Origin of the sequence: Dysosmobacter sp., assembly GCF_052306735.1 — a bacterium.
Lineage (GTDB): Bacteria > Bacillota > Clostridia > Oscillospirales > Oscillospiraceae > Oscillibacter.
Window position 1 is genome coordinate 1 of sequence record NZ_DAWBAJ010000050.1, and the last position, 14,445, is coordinate 14,445.

The following is a 14,445-nucleotide window of genomic DNA, read 5'->3' on the forward strand; positions in this document are numbered from 1 at the left end:
GAGATGACCGACGTTCTGCGGGAGTTCCCGGAGCTGAAGGACCCCCGCACCGGCGAGTCCTTGATGAAACGGACGGTGCTGATCGCCAATACCTCCGATATGCCCGTGGCCGCCCGTGAGGCCTCCGTCTACACCGGCATTACCATTGCGGAGTATTTCCGGGATATGGGCTACGACGTGGCCGTCATTGCCGACTCTACCTCCCGCTGGGCCGAGGCCCTGCGTGAGATGTCCGGCCGTTTGGAGGAGATGCCCGGCGAGGAGGGTTACCCCGCATACCTGGCCTCCCGTCTGGCCCAGTTCTACGAGCGCGCCGGCTCTGTGGAGTGCATCGGCTCCGATGAGCGCCGGGGCAGCCTCACCGCTGTGGGCGCCGTGTCGCCTCCCGGCGGTGACCTCTCCGAGCCGGTCTCCCAGGCCACCATGCGCATTGTGAAGGTGTTCTGGGCCCTGGATTCCTCCCTGGCCTATAAGCGCCACTTCCCGGCCATCAACTGGCTCAACTCCTACTCGCTGTATCTGGATTCCCTGAAGCCCTGGTTCGACGAGAACCTGGGGCCGGAGTTCATGAATAACCGCACCCGTGCCATGACGATCCTCCAGAATGAGGCCAGCCTCAACGAGATCGTCCAGCTGGTGGGCAAGGACGCCCTGTCTCCCGCCGACCAGCTGACGCTGGAGGTGGCCCGGATGATCCGGGAGGACTTCCTGCAGCAAAACGCCTTTACCGACATCGACGGCTACTCCAGCTATGACCGCCAGGAGAAGCTGCTGGCCATGATCCTGGAGTATGAGGATCTGTGCCGGGAGGCCATTGCCAAGGGCGCTGCGGTGACCGCCCTCTTCGCCATTCCCGCAAGAGAGAAGATCGGCCGCGCCAAGAGCGTTCCCGTGGACGAGTACGTCCAGGCATACAGCGATATCCGCGCGGAGATGGCGCAGCAGATCCAGGATGCCGCCGCGCAGGGAGGTGAGAACGGATGATTCGTGAATATAAAACCGTAGAGGAAATCGTCAGTCCTCTGATGATGGTTCGTATGGTGGAGAACGTCACCTACGACGAACTGGTGGAAGTGGAGCTCCATGACGGCTCCGTTCGCCGGGGCAAGGTGCTGGAGGTCAACGGCGACACCGCCGTGGTCCAGCTCTTTGAGTCCGCTGCCGGCATCAACCTGGCGGACGCCAAGGTCCGCTTCCTGGGCCACCCCCTGCAGCTGGGCGTCTCCAGCGATATGCTGGGCCGCGTTTTCAACGGCATGGGCCAGCCCATCGACGGCGGCCCCGACATCCTGCCGGAGGAGTACAAGGACATCAACGGCCTGCCCATGAACCCGGCGGCCCGTGACTACCCCAACGAGTTCATCCAGACCGGTGTTTCCACCATCGACGGACTGAACACCCTGGTCCGTGGCCAGAAGCTGCCCATCTTCTCCGGCTCCGGCCTGCCCCACGCCAACCTGGCGGCTCAGATCGCCCGCCAGGCCAAGGTGCTGGGGGACGACGGATCCAACTTCGCCGTGGTGTTTGCCGCTATCGGCATCACCTTCGAGGAGTCGGAGTTCTTCGTCAGTGAGTTCCGGCGCACCGGCGCCATTGACCGTACGGTGCTCTTCTCCAACCTGGCCAACGACCCCGCTGTCGAACGTATCAGCACACCCCGTATGGCCCTGACCGCCGCAGAGTACCTGGCCTTTGAAAAGGGTATGCACGTGCTGGTCATCATGACCGATATCACCAACTACGCCGAGGCTCTGCGTGAGGTCTCCGCCGCCAAGAAGGAGGTCCCGGGCCGCCGCGGCTTCCCCGGCTACCTGTACACGGACCTGGCGACGCTTTACGAGCGGGCCGGCCGCCAGCTGGGCAAGCCCGGTTCCATCACCCTGATCCCCATTCTGACCATGCCTGAGGATGACAAGACCCATCCCATCCCCGACCTGACGGGCTATATCACCGAGGGGCAGATCATCCTCAGCCGCGAGCTCTACCGCAAGGGCATCCATCCCCCCGTGGACGTTCTGCCGTCTTTGAGCCGTCTGAAGGATAAGGGCATCGGCGAGGGCAAGACCCGGGAGGATCACTCCGGAACCATGAACCAGCTCTTTGCCGCGTACTCCACCGGTAAAGACAACAAGGAGCTCATGAGCATCCTGGGCGAGGCGGCACTGACCCCCACGGATCTGCTGTACGCCAAGTTCGCCGATGAGTTTGAAAAGCGCTACGTCAACCAGGGCTATGAGGAGAACCGCTCCATCGAGGAGACGCTGGATCTGGGCTGGGAGCTTCTGAGCATCCTGCCCAAGAGCGAACTCAAGCGGATCAAGCCCGAGTATATTGAGAAATACTGGCCGAAAAAAGACGAGCAGAAGTAAGGAGGGGTGACCAATGGCGAATATCACGGTGAACCCCACCCGTATGGAACTCACCCGCCTGAAGGGGAAGCTGCGTACCGCCCAGCGGGGCCACAAGCTCCTCAAGGACAAGCGGGACGAGCTGATGAAGCAGTTCCTGGACACAGTCCGGGAAGTGCGGGCGCTGCGCTCCGAGGTGGAGGAGGAGCTCATGCGCGTACACGGCTCCTTTACGGTGGCCTCTGCCTTGATGAGCTCCGAGGCTATGGAGCAGGCCCTGCTCTATCCCAAGCAGAGCGTGGAGCTGACCATGACCACGCAGAACATCATGTCCGTCAACGTGCCGGTCTATCATTTCCAGACCAAGACCAAATCCAACGCGGACATCTATCCCTACGGCTTCGCCTCCACATCCGGTGAGCTGGATACGGCGGTGGACGCTCTGGGCAAGGTGTTCCAGAAGATGCTCAAGCTGGCGCAGATCGAAAAGTCCGCCCAGCTGATGGCGGAGGAGATCGAAAAGACCCGCCGCCGGGTCAACGCCCTGGAATACGTGATGATCCCGGATACCCAGGAGGCTATCCGCTATATCACCATGAAACTGGATGAAAACGACCGTGCTACCACCACTCGGCTGATGAAAGTGAAGGACATGCTGCTCCAGGAGGCTATTGAGGAGCAGCGCGCCCGGGATGCCGAGGCCATGGCCCGGTTCTCCCAGAAGTAACGCATACCGCGGAGCGGTGCGGCCATCAGCCGCGCCGCTTTGCCGCGTTTCTTGAAAAATGGAAAGATTCGAATTTGGAGGAAATTATGTACTGCACCCGTTCCATTACCAACGATCTGTATTGGCTGGGCGCTTCTGACCGCCGCCTGGCGCTATTTGAAAACGCTTACCCCATCCCCCGGGGCATTTCCTACAATGCCTATTTGCTGCTGGACGAGAAGACCGTCCTGTTGGACACGGTGGATCTCTCCGTGGGGGAGCTGTTCTTTGAGAATCTGGATCACCTGCTTCAGGACCGGAAGCTGGACTATGTGGTGGTGAACCACGTGGAGCCGGATCACTGCGCCACTTTGGGCGCGCTGCTGCGCCGCCATCCGGAGACCCAGGTGGTGGGCAATGCCAAGACCCTCACCATGATCGGCCAGTTCTTCAGCAGCTCCATGGCTGAAAATGCCCTGGTGGTGAAGGAGGGAGACGTGCTCTCCACCGGCCGCCACGAGTTGACTTTCGTGATGGCACCTATGGTTCATTGGCCGGAGACCATGGCTACTTACGACAAAACCGACAAGGTCCTCTTCTCCGCCGACGCATTCGGCACCTTCGGTGCTATGAGCGGTAATCTCTTTGCCGACGAGATGAACTTCGAAAAGGACTGGCTGGACGATGCCCGGCGGTATTACACCAACATCGTGGGCAAGTATGGCCCCCAGGTGCAGAACCTGCTGAAAAAGGCCGCCGGTCTGGATATCCAGTATCTCTGCCCGCTGCACGGGCCTATCTGGCGCAAGGATGCCGCCTGGTTCATTGAAAAATACCAGCGCTGGAGCACCTATACGCCGGAGGAGCGGGGCGTGGTCATCGCCTATGGCTCTGTCTACGGGCACACGGAAAATGCTGCCGCCATCCTGGCAAACCGCCTGAGTGAGAAGGGCGTGCGCAACATCGCCATGTACGATGTCTCCAATACCCATCCTTCTGTGCTGGTCAGCGAGGCTTTCCGGTGCAGCCATCTGGTGGTGGCATCCGCTACATACAACAACGGCATCTTCACGCCCATGGAGACCATGCTGATGGATCTCAAGGCCCATAACCTGCAAAACCGCACCGTGGCCGTCATCGAGAACGGCTCCTGGGCGCCTCAGGCAGGCAAGCTGATCCGCTCCTGCTTCGAGGGCATGAAGAACATCACCGTGCTGGATCAGGGCGTTACCCTCAAATCCTCTGTCAAAGAGGAGCAGCGGGAGGCGCTGGAGGCGCTGGCAGATCAGCTGGCCGCCGATATCCTGGGATAACAGAAACATAAAAAAACACCCCTGCGGAAGTGCTCCATCTCATAGGGAAACGAACTGAACCCCCAGGGGCACTACCGGTACGGAGCAAATGAAACAGCCGCAAGTCATCGAACGATGACTTGCGGCTGTTTCATTTTCAAAGAACTTCTCCCACCTTAGTCAACATAGAATCCAGATTGCAGTATAGAATCGAGCATTTGCATACGGGTAGTAGGAGCGAACTCACGCACCTTGCGGCACTGGCCCCTAAAGGTGATGTCACCTTAGTGAAATAACGACTGAAATCATTATGAAACCCTGTGTAGGGCTAAGCCCCATAGGTACACGATGTGAACCTATGGGGCTTAATGCCATGAATGGACCAAAAGATATCCGTAAGGCATTACCAGTTCAGTGTATCCCAGATGAAGGAGTACAGTGTCGTATAGCTGCCAGTGGCATCCCCCAGAAACTCCCGCACCACATACTCCGCCTGATCCGCCCAGCACTTCTGGTAGGGCTCCATCACATAGAGGTAAGGGTAGCTATTGTACTGGATGTACTGGTTGCCAGAGAATTCCGGCAGCATCTCTGCATCACACAGCGTCCAGAAAAGCAGCGCATCCCGGGAGCAGAAGAACACATTATCCCGCACCGCGCAGCCCTCCTGGGGATTGCTTCCTCCGTCCACGGCAAATGCACAGGCCTCATTGAAGGAATTTTCTGCACCCAGTCCGGAAAAGAGGACGATGTTATTTTCGAAGGTGCAATTTCTGAACATAAAGGATTCGTCGGCATCTTCGGCCCGGTTCATATAACCCAGGCTGGAGCCCACGTGGTAGAGAAGATTCCCGATGTAGTGGATGTCCTCCGGGGCCGGGCTGTCGCTATTGAGCATTTCAATGCCCAACCCGCATTCTGTGATGTTATGGATATAGTTGTTTTGCACGGTCACATGGCTGCTGGCTCCGTTGATGGCGTCTCCGAAGCGTGTCACACCGCTTGGATTGCCCACCAGATTCTCAAAGCTGTAAGAATAGATACAGCCGCCGATCCACGCCACTTCACAGTTTTGCACCTTGCAGTTGTCCGCGTTATGTGTGTATGTAATGGTGCTCTGGGACAGTCCAATATAGAGGTTGTCCAGCACGGTTCCCTCCGCCAGAACCTCCACAACAGGCACGGGAGTCACAAATTCAATGCTGTCGTAGATCTCACCAGGATTCCCCGCGTCGCAGCGGAAGTAGAGGGGGCCCTGGGTCCGGTACGCCAGGCAGCCCTCGTCCGTATATTCTGCGTAGGCGCCCATGAGGTAGATGGGCAGGGTGTCGGGCAGCTCGCTGTCTGCCTGGGAGAAGAAGGTGAGGTCCCGATCCAGCTGCTCCTTCACTACGAAGGGATCAGCGGAAAGAATTGTATCACGGGAGATTCCTTCGCCAATGGTTTGGTTATCCGGGCCAACATAGTCCAGATACTGCGCTCCGTCCCAGAAGCCCAGAATCTTCTCAGCCGATTGCTTCTCATCCAGCACGATCATCCCGCAGTCGGGCAGGTCCCGGTAGAATACCCAGATGTTGTCCGTTCCTTCCAGCAGCGACCACTTGTCCGGGTCCGCCCCGTTTTCCGGCGAGCCGATGAGCCGGGGTTTCGCTCCCTCGCCGTAGGCAGAGTAGGTCACGTATGGCTGGGGAAGCAGCATTTCGTTCCGCCAGGTGTCACCCCGCCGGAAAAACACCGCGTCTCCCTTTTGCATCTGCGCGCTGTTCAGCCGGCCAATGGTGGCCCAGGCGGTTTCCGGACTGGTCCCGTCGGCGCTATCATCGCCGTCGTTGGAGAGATAATAAGCGGTGCCCGTATACTCAATCTGCGTTTCACTGTTCAAAATAGCTTGGCGCTGCTCCTCAGCTTGCTCCAAAATTTCCTTTGCCACGGCGGCGGAGGCCTCATCCTCAGGATACAGGGCGGCAATTTCCCGATTGCTTTCGTACAGGCGCAGCACAGCCACGGCGGCCTCCCGATAGGTCAGAAAATCCATGAGTCGCAGGTAGGTTCCCCCTTCCGCATCAATATCCAGAAGGGGCTTGCCGCTGACCCGGGAGAGGCGGCTGCTCCCATAGTTGATTCCGCCGTGAAAATGAGAATAGACCTCACTGTCGTAGACCCAGGCTTCTGTCATAGCTTCACTGGGCTCGGAGAAGGTGTCCTCGCTCCAGCCGTCCGTTTCCTCCCAGCCCATGGACCAGAAGGCAGACCAATCCACGGACTGATTGTCCAGAGTGGGATATCCGCCGTCCGGCAGGGTGGCGATGTCCATGGCCTCCGCCGCGTACAAAAGCTGAATCGCCCCGTGAAATCGGAACACGCTGGCGTCATCGCCCTCTTTGGCGTAGGAGGTGTTTTGCCATGTCTCAATAGCCTCCGGTTTATAAAGCTCTACCAGCCGGGTCAGCATAGCGTCAAATTCTCCCTGCGTGACATTCCGCTCTGGATCGTCCGTCCCATCGGCCAGGCCATACCAGACCGCACGCTCATATTCGTCCGTTGGCATGGGGGCGTTTGAGGGCTCCTTAGCAGAACTGGCGATATCACCTTCCGCACCCCGTCCGCAGCTGGCAAGGCAAATACACATTGCCAAAGCCAGTATGAGTGCAATGCGCCTCTTTTTCATCGTGCATCCCTCCATTGTTCAGAATATTGCGTTGGGACATTGGAAACCGGTGGAAATTCCGCTTTCGTCCATGCCACAGCCAGACCCAATCAGCCCTCGATCACTACAGCTCCATTATCACCCAGAATCGCAATGCCCTCTGTCAGCGTAAGGGCGGTGCCGCTGTCCGCCAGGTAAAGGCCGGTACCACCGGGGTTCTGCATATAGGTGTTGTCCGTGAAAATACGGCTGTATTCTTCTGAGTACCGGTCCACCAGGATCAGCGCTCCCGATGCAAAGGCAAAGGTGTTGTTCCGCACCTGAACGGTGCCGTCATGAGCGCAGGGCCCACCCTGGAGGACAACCGCGTCACAGAAGGCCTCCTCCCAGGCGCTGTTGAACCAGTTGTCCTGACCGGAGTACAGCACCAGATTGTCCTCTACCACAATATTTCGGAAGATATGGCCGTCCACCACCTCCTCGTCCCAGTTGCACAGGAGAATGGCTTGGGTACAGTATTCTATAAGATTGCCGGAGATGGTATCGTCCGTCATGGCGGGACAGTCTGCAAACAGCTCCAGGGCGATACCCTCCTGGAAGGTGTGGTGGACATAGTTGTTCCGAACGGTGATCCCACTGCCGTTGAAGGCCATGCCTCCCCCGTTGCAGCCCATGGAGCCGCAGTTGTAGGAGATGTGGTCATCAGATCCGGCATCGGGCACATATCCGGTGACATTCCCGCCCATAAAGCCCACCTCCATGTTCTGAATGACGCTGTGGTTGCCGGTGGGAACGCCGTCAGCGCTGCCGCTGACGAAGGTCATGGAGGAAAAGAGAATGCACAGGTTGTCGTACACCTGGCTGTCGGCAAAGCCATCCACCAGGGGGAAGGGCTGGATGAACTCGATGCTGTCGTAGAGCTCCCCCGGATTTCCAGCGTCACAGCGGAAGTACAGCCTGCCTGTCACATAGTCGTAGCCGTCGGTGTCTTCATTCCAGGTGTGGAAGATGCGGTCGTTGTAGAGGCCCTGACGCCCCTCCGGGTAGCGCAGGTCGGGGAAGCAGTACAAATCGGGCAGGTGCTCCTCAACTGAGTAGACGGTCCCCTCCTCCAGGGGCCAGTAGTTCTCATCCACCACCAGATATTCGCTGCCGTTCCAGTAGGCCTTGTCCCGGTTTGCCACGGTCTCCTCGTTTAACACGATGCCGGCCACCTCGGTCATCTCGGTACAATAGACCCAGATCTTTTTCCCGTCCGCCCCCTCATAGGCGAGACTCCACTTCTCCCCGCCGGCCCCGTTTTCCAGGGAGCCCAGAAACCGGGGCTTTTCCCCCTCCCCGTAGGCAGAGAAGGTAATCCCCTCTGTCCACACGGCCGAGCTGGGCAGACTGACCCCCCGCCACACGCTGCCCCGCTCAAAGAACACCGCGTCGCCGTACTGAAGCGTCACGTTATCCAGAGCCGCCGGGGTGGCAAAGGCGGTCTCCGGGCTGAGGCCGTCCTGATCATCGCTGCCGCCGTTGGAGACATAGTAGGCCGTGCCGGTGTAGGTCTCGCCCTTGACGAAGGTATCACTTTTGACGATGGCCGTTTCGCTGCTCCGGATGGCTTCCCGGCGCTCGTCTGCCCGGGTCAGGATCGCCTGGACCTCCGGGTTGGAAAGGAAGGCCTTATCCCGGGCTTCTATGGCCGGTGCGGCACAGCTCTCCTCCGACTCATACAGCCGCAGAACCGCCAGCGCGGCCTCCTCTACGGTAAAGGGCTGTTCCAGCCGCAGATCCCCGACCTCGTCAAACTCCAGCAGTGGAAGACCGGACACCAGGGAGATCCGCCGCTGAGAAAAGTCATAGGCCGGACCCACATGGTTGTTGTCCGCGCAGCCTTCTCCCAGATCAATGGGGGTATCCCAGTCAAAGAGGGGATAGTCCATGGTGACCACCTCCCACACCCGACCGGCGTATTCTCCAAAACAGTCTCCGGCCAATGCGTTAAAGGAGGCCAGCCCCATGGCTTTTGCCCCAAACAGCAGCGCCACCATGCCGTCGTCCCGCCGCATTTCTTCCTCCGGCGCGTCGACTGTCTCCTCCTCCCACGCCGACAGCCTGCTCTCGTCATACAGGGAAATAGCCTTCCCGAGCATGGCACAAAACTGTGCCCAGGTAACGGCGCTGTCCGGATCCCCTGCATCCTCCGGCAAAAAATCATACCAAGCGGCGCGCTCCAGTTCGTCTGTGGGTATTGGCTCGTCTGCAGTCAGGTTTGCCGCCCCAAAAGAGACGCTCGTCCCCATGTTTCCGCCACAGGCTGCAAGGGAAACCAGCATACAGCCCGCCAGCAACAGCACCGTCAACTTTTTCATCGTGCATCTCTCCATTTGTCTGCATATAAAAATGACAGGATTCTATCCCCACTCGTACAATGAAACGAACACAAAAGCAAAAACCGCCAAGTGGCCGTGCACAGCTCCGCAGACCTCAAATAATTGAGAAATGGCCCGCCGCCATTCACATTAGCAACGGGCCTTTCCCACGGTTACGCAGTCATTCTAAAACTTCTATGCTGTCATCTTCACCGATGGCCAGCTTCATATAGGACATGCCGTCATTCCCACAGATGCTGTAAACGCCCAGGAGGGCCGTATCCGGCGCAAGCTCCTCTTTACTGTAAGTCGTGCCGTTAAAGACGAAATCGGGGCCATCGGTCACCACACCGACGGCGTATTCCGTATCCACTGTGACATCTTCGCAGGAGACGAACACTTTGACGAAGTTGTCCTCCAGCCCCATGTCCTCTCCGGCTCCGGGCGTAACCTCCTTACAGGTTACTACGGACCCGTCCCCAAAAGAGCAGCCGCCGCCTAAGCTGACCATCGCGTGATAGTCGCCCAGGATCGTAAGACCGCCGTTGAAGGTGCAGTTGTCAAAATAGATGCCGCTGCGCAAGTCGACGGTGCCGTCCCGCGTGCTGGCAGGATCGACAGTGACTGTGACCATCTGGTCAAAGGTTACATCATAGACTTCGGTTGTTTCCCCCGCCTTCAGCTGGTAATCGTACTGCACCTCGTTAGTCTCACTCTGCGTGGGATCGGAGTTTTCGGTGGAGGCGGGGGTATCTGTACCCGAACAAGCGGCAAGGGCCAGAAGCATGACCGCCATAAGGAATATAAACAGCTTTTTCATGATCGAAGTTCCTTTCATTTTTGGATTTTCCCCCACATGTATGCTGCGGCAGAATTTCAGATCGTTTTTTAAGTTGTTTGTGTCCCGCCGCTGCTGCCCAGGGCCCCGGCCAACTGCTGAAGGTTATGCCGTTCACAACAGTACCGCCTTTGACCACAGCTGTCTGACGGCCACGGATGGCCTTCTCGGGCTTCTAAGCCTGAGAAACACGTTCCGGGAATCAAATTCACTCCAACTGAGATCCGCTCAGCCACAAAGCGACGGTCTCCTTGTCAAACTGATCCTCCGGAGCAGTGAGAAAGATACTGCCGAAGGACTCCTCGCCCTGGAGCAGCACATAGTAGCACAGCTGACCGTCCTCCTGGGTAAACTGGGCGGCGTAATTTCCGTACTCGTCGTAGTCGAACACCGTCCCCTCGGGCACGGAGTTCTGGACACCGCTGCGGGTGGAGTAATCCTCCAAGTCGGCGGGCAGCGCCACGCCTGCCATCTCATAGGCGTCTGTACCAAAACGATTGGCCTGAATGTAATAGCTGTCCTTCTGGAAGGTGGCGTAGCGATTGGGCAGAGGCTCAGTGATTTCACCGGAGTCCATGGTGAAGCCCTCAGGCAACTGGAAGGTACCCAGTCCCTCCACGGTGTACGCCACCAGAGTCTCTTCTTCCCCAGCAGCGTCATCCTCCTGAACAGAGGTGCCTGTATTTTCAGAGGTTTCTGTGGTGTTGGTCTCGGCCTTTTGTTCCGTCTCTGCGCTTTCGCCGCCGCAGGCGGTCAGCGCCAGCAGAAGGCACCCAACCAAACAAAGGGTGAGTATGTGACTTCTTTTCATGTTTATCCTCCCTTATGGCCAGCCGCAGCTGGAATTTTATTCAGCATACCATGTTAGGAGGAAAAAGTGGTGCGCAAACTGCATACTTTATTGCTATTCAAACACGATCTCAAACGGTGCCTGTTCCAGTTGATCCTGCGTCAAGGACTGATGCTGCTGGCTCAAGATCAGCCGCTCCAGCCAGGGGCAGTCCAGCAACGGGGTGAGATCAGTAATAGGGTTATCCTTCAGAATCACTTCCGCCAAAACCGGCAGATCCGGCAGGAACGATAGCTCCCTAAGGCCGGTCTCCCCCAGATTCAACGCCCTCAGACTGGAAAGATAGGCCAGCGCTGCGGGATTTAAGAGCGTGCAGCCGCACAAATCCAGTTCCTGAAGCGCCTGAAGCTCCGTTAACTGGGCCAAATCCACCCCTGGGGTGGAATAGAGGCGCAGCTGCTCCAAATTGGTTAGTCCTGCCAGCGTTTTTGCCGCTCCCTCCGGCATACTGCCGGTTATCAGTTGGGTAAGGTTGGGACAGGTCTCCAGGGGCGTATAGTCATTCACCCAGGTGGTACGCACATTGAGCGACTGAAGTTCACTTTCCGCAAACACCTCCACTGAGGTAATCCCCGTGGCCTCCAGTGTCACCTCCCGCAGCTGGTGCAAATCCGCCAACACCTGCACCGAGCGCACCGGATTTTCACCCAGATCCAGCACTTGAAGCTCGGTCATCCCGGACAGGGGGCTGAGATCGGATACCTCATTTCCTGTGAGACTAAGATACTCCAGAGGCAGCTGAGCCAGAGGAGACAGGTCGGAAATTTGCTGATAGTCCAAAATAAGTACCTTCAGATTGACACACTGTTCCAGCAGTGCCAGATCCTCATCGCTGATATCCCCATGGGCCCGCTCCTCCATATAAAAGTCGTGGGCCCAATTGACCATTTCCTCATGCTCACGGATGGTGCCTACCAGTTCCTGTCCGCACACCAAGAGCTGCTCCACCTCTCCCAGTCGCTCTACAGGAATAGGTTCTCCCTCCTCCAGCTGTAGCTCCTGGCGCAGCGCATCCTCCAACAGGGAGGACTGGACCTGCGCTTCACCGGCAGGTGGCCATAGCAGCAGAAGGAGAATGGCTGCACACAGTACTCCTCCAGCAACTCCTGTCATAAGACCCAGCCGGGGGTATTTCAGTGCCCGGTACACCGCCCGGGCGGAGGCATAGCGGTTTTTCGGGTCAAAGGCGGTGCACCGCCGGATCACACGGCATAGATAGTTAGGACCGATGTCCTGTTTGGAGGGTTCAAAGCTGCCGGTGAGTAAAAAACGCATGAGCACGCCCAAGCTATAAACGTCGGAGCGCTGATCGGTCTGCTGATAGCCAAACTGCTCCGGCGGCGCGGTGACCTGGGTTCCAAGGAACACCGTATCCCCCTGCTGCTCTGGCTGGTAGCGCCGGGCTGCCCCCAAGTCAATGAGGTGGCATCGACCTTCGTGGTCCATGACCACATTTTGAGGCTTGACATCCCGACAGATGACCGGCGGAGTTTGACTGTGCAGATATTCCAGCACCTGGCATAGGGATAACGCTGCCTCCCGTACCTTGTCTGGAGAAAGGAGGCCCTGGGCCGTTACCTGCTCATGGAGGCTGACACCGTCCACATACTCCCGGATCAGATACTCCATTCCCTCCCATTCCAGATAGGCCATGGGCCGGGGGAGCTGCGGATGCCGCAGCCCCCGCAGCAGTTCATACTCCTGTTTCAGGGCATCCTCCCGCCCCGCGGGCTGGAGTTTCAGCACCGCGGGCCATCCGGTCCGGTCATGGACCAGATACACCTGCCGTTCCCCGTCCTTCAGGCAGGCCTGCAGGCAGTATTGCTCCCTCAGGCCGGGAGGCAGCGCCAGCTTGTCCAGCACCTGTGCCTGGTACTCCCGCAAAAATTGTTCCCTCATCCCCATATCAGCTCTCCCTGGCATAGAGGCTTCTCTCGGACAGAGAGACAAGCAGGTCCTCTGTTTCCAGAAGGGTCATGTGCTGGTTCAGGGCAAAAATCACTGCCGCGTCTCGGCGTATTTTGGGGTAGAGTGCCCCGCAACCGCCCACCGCCAGCAGGCGCTGGACCTCTTTCAAGGAAAGTCTCAGTGCCAACGCCGTACGTAGCAGGATGTCTCGGCCCGGGATTCGCTCCCCCCGCAGGACCTGATATGCGTAGGACTTACTGATATCGGCGGCAGCGATCCACTCCGGAGCGGACAATCCTTTTTGCTCCAACAGCTCCCGAAGGACTTGCGCGCAGGTGGGGGCCGTCCGCTCCTGTTCCAAAACAGCCTTACCACTCTCTCGGCTGCGTAGATTATGGAACAATTTGCTTGTGGTTTCGGGCATATACTCCTCTCCTCTCCATCATTGCTGGAAGCCCACCTCAGCCAGTTCGACTGAAGAGGCGAAATTGTCTATAACCATATCCAAGGGAGGTGCCCTTGGGTATGAGGTTTGGAACTACGTGTCTTGGCCTGTATCTTGAGGTTCGTGGAGGATACGATATACATCGGCCAGCATAACAATCCTGCACAAAAACCCCTGAATCAGCTTCTGGGAGTCCAGCCATGTGGACTGGGGTGAAAGGTACTCCATCTCTCTGCTGGCCTCCCGGCGTGCGGCTTGAATGGCTTTCTGGATGGAAAGCCATTCGCCGTAAGCGCCGCCGTTCAACTGCTTTTTCAGTTTCCGGATGGCGCTCTTATACGCTTTCTCCGCGCCACTGGGGCCGTTGTAGTTGAGCCGGATAGCCAGTTCCTGAAAGGTCATGCCCTGATCGTTGGGCTGACCGATCCCCAGATAACAGCGCACCAAATTCAGCTCTCTGGGGCTCAGCTGCTCCTCCATACGCTGGAGGAGCAGCTTCCGGCGCATGAAGCGGTCATAGGCCTTGGCGGGGTCACCACCACACCCAAGGTCAAAGACACGCTCGCCCAAAGACTCAATCTGAAACACGGTACGGTATTCCTCCAGCAGACGCTTGGCTACTTTGGCGGAGACCGTCAGCTTCTCCTGAATGGCTGGCAGTAGATCCGTTTCGATGTCCCGCTCATGGGTGGCATAAAGGAAAGCCACCTGGCGCAGCTGGCGGTAACGGTCCAGTGGGAGCGACAGAGAGAAGGAACCCTGGGCGGCGCAGTCCCGCATAGCCGTCTCAATGGCGGAGGTCGCATAGGTCAGCAGCTTGGTCCCCATGGATGGGTCAAACCGCCGCGCCGTGTCCAGCAGAGCCAGCGCACCCTCCTGCTTGAGGTCGTCCACCAGAAAGTCCTGAGAAAACTGCTCGCAGTAGCTTACGGCCAGCATGGTCAGGTATCCCTCGTTCTGGGAGAGCAGGAGCGGTGCGGCCTGCGGATCGCCGTTCTGTATCCGCAGGGCAAGCTCCTCGTTGCTTGGGCAGAGATCGTCGCAGCGGTAC

General features: G+C 58.2%; 11 protein-coding genes. 4 read left to right on the top strand and 7 right to left on the bottom strand.

Translation table 11 applies throughout. The features are described from left to right. The 4 genes from ACT67G_RS10380 to ACT67G_RS10395 form a co-directional block, all read left to right on the top strand. Window positions 1–984: V-type ATP synthase subunit A (locus tag ACT67G_RS10380; RefSeq protein ID WP_443664194.1), on the top strand; the 984-nt coding region annotated here is incomplete at its 5' end. Further along, window positions 981–2,369, top strand: a complete 1,389-nt coding sequence (locus ACT67G_RS10385; RefSeq protein ID WP_326215329.1) for a V-type ATP synthase subunit B — start codon at window positions 981–983, stop codon at window positions 2,367–2,369. The genes ACT67G_RS10380 and ACT67G_RS10385, both read left to right, overlap by 4 nt. 13 nt (window positions 2,370–2,382) lie before the next feature. Beyond that, the gene (locus ACT67G_RS10390; protein ID WP_443664195.1) at window positions 2,383–3,075 is read left to right on the top strand and encodes a V-type ATP synthase subunit D; all 693 of its coding nucleotides are present in this window, start codon (window positions 2,383–2,385) and stop codon (window positions 3,073–3,075) included. A gap of 86 nt (window positions 3,076–3,161) precedes the next feature. Further along, entirely contained in the window at window positions 3,162–4,367 is a 1,206-nt protein-coding gene (locus tag ACT67G_RS10395) for an FprA family A-type flavoprotein (protein WP_325245766.1), read from the top strand. Window positions 4,368–4,749: 382 nt separating this feature from the next. On the opposite strand, the gene ACT67G_RS10400 is transcribed toward ACT67G_RS10395, so the two are convergent. The 7 genes from ACT67G_RS10400 to ACT67G_RS10430 form a co-directional block, all read right to left on the bottom strand. Then, complete coding sequence (locus tag ACT67G_RS10400) at window positions 4,750–6,894, bottom strand: hypothetical protein (protein WP_443664196.1); 2,145 nt, start codon at window positions 6,892–6,894, stop codon at window positions 4,750–4,752. Window positions 6,895–7,103: 209 nt separating this feature from the next. Then, a complete protein-coding gene (locus tag ACT67G_RS10405) occupies window positions 7,104–9,353 on the bottom strand; it encodes a right-handed parallel beta-helix repeat-containing protein (protein ID WP_443664197.1) in 2,250 nt (749 codons plus the stop codon). Between the two features lie 181 nt (window positions 9,354–9,534). After that, on the bottom strand, window positions 9,535–10,173 hold the full coding sequence (locus tag ACT67G_RS10410) for a hypothetical protein (protein ID WP_443664198.1): 639 nt from the start codon (window positions 10,171–10,173) through the stop codon (window positions 9,535–9,537). A 226-nt stretch (window positions 10,174–10,399) separates the two neighbouring features. Next, on the bottom strand, window positions 10,400–11,002 hold the full coding sequence (locus tag ACT67G_RS10415; protein ID WP_443664199.1) for a hypothetical protein: 603 nt from the start codon (window positions 11,000–11,002) through the stop codon (window positions 10,400–10,402). Between the two features lie 93 nt (window positions 11,003–11,095). Next, window positions 11,096–12,940, bottom strand: a complete 1,845-nt coding sequence (locus tag ACT67G_RS10420) for a protein kinase domain-containing protein (protein WP_443664200.1) — start codon at window positions 12,938–12,940, stop codon at window positions 11,096–11,098. A gap of 7 nt (window positions 12,941–12,947) precedes the next feature. Beyond that, the gene (locus ACT67G_RS10425) at window positions 12,948–13,373 is read right to left on the bottom strand and encodes a hypothetical protein (RefSeq protein WP_443664201.1); all 426 of its coding nucleotides are present in this window, start codon (window positions 13,371–13,373) and stop codon (window positions 12,948–12,950) included. A 114-nt stretch (window positions 13,374–13,487) separates the two neighbouring features. Next, window positions 13,488–14,445, bottom strand: a 958-nt coding sequence (locus ACT67G_RS10430) for a sigma-70 family RNA polymerase sigma factor (protein ID WP_443664202.1), incomplete at its 5' end; no start/stop codon positions are given.

Coding starts and splice junctions, on each gene's coding strand:
- ACT67G_RS10385 (WP_326215329.1), top strand. CDS start 981: ATGATTCGTGAATATAAAACCGTAGAGGAAATCGTCAGTCCTCTGATG.
- ACT67G_RS10390 (WP_443664195.1), top strand. CDS start 2,383: ATGGCGAATATCACGGTGAACCCCACCCGTATGGAACTCACCCGCCTG.
- ACT67G_RS10395 (WP_325245766.1), top strand. CDS start 3,162: ATGTACTGCACCCGTTCCATTACCAACGATCTGTATTGGCTGGGCGCT.
- ACT67G_RS10400 (WP_443664196.1), bottom strand. CDS start 6,894: ATGCCAACGGACGAATATGAGCGTGCGGTCTGGTATGGCCTGGCCGAT.
- ACT67G_RS10405 (WP_443664197.1), bottom strand. CDS start 9,353: ATGAAAAAGTTGACGGTGCTGTTGCTGGCGGGCTGTATGCTGGTTTCC.
- ACT67G_RS10410 (WP_443664198.1), bottom strand. CDS start 10,173: ATGAAAAAGCTGTTTATATTCCTTATGGCGGTCATGCTTCTGGCCCTT.
- ACT67G_RS10415 (WP_443664199.1), bottom strand. CDS start 11,002: ATGAAAAGAAGTCACATACTCACCCTTTGTTTGGTTGGGTGCCTTCTG.
- ACT67G_RS10420 (WP_443664200.1), bottom strand. CDS start 12,940: ATGAGGGAACAATTTTTGCGGGAGTACCAGGCACAGGTGCTGGACAAG.
- ACT67G_RS10425 (WP_443664201.1), bottom strand. CDS start 13,373: ATGCCCGAAACCACAAGCAAATTGTTCCATAATCTACGCAGCCGAGAG.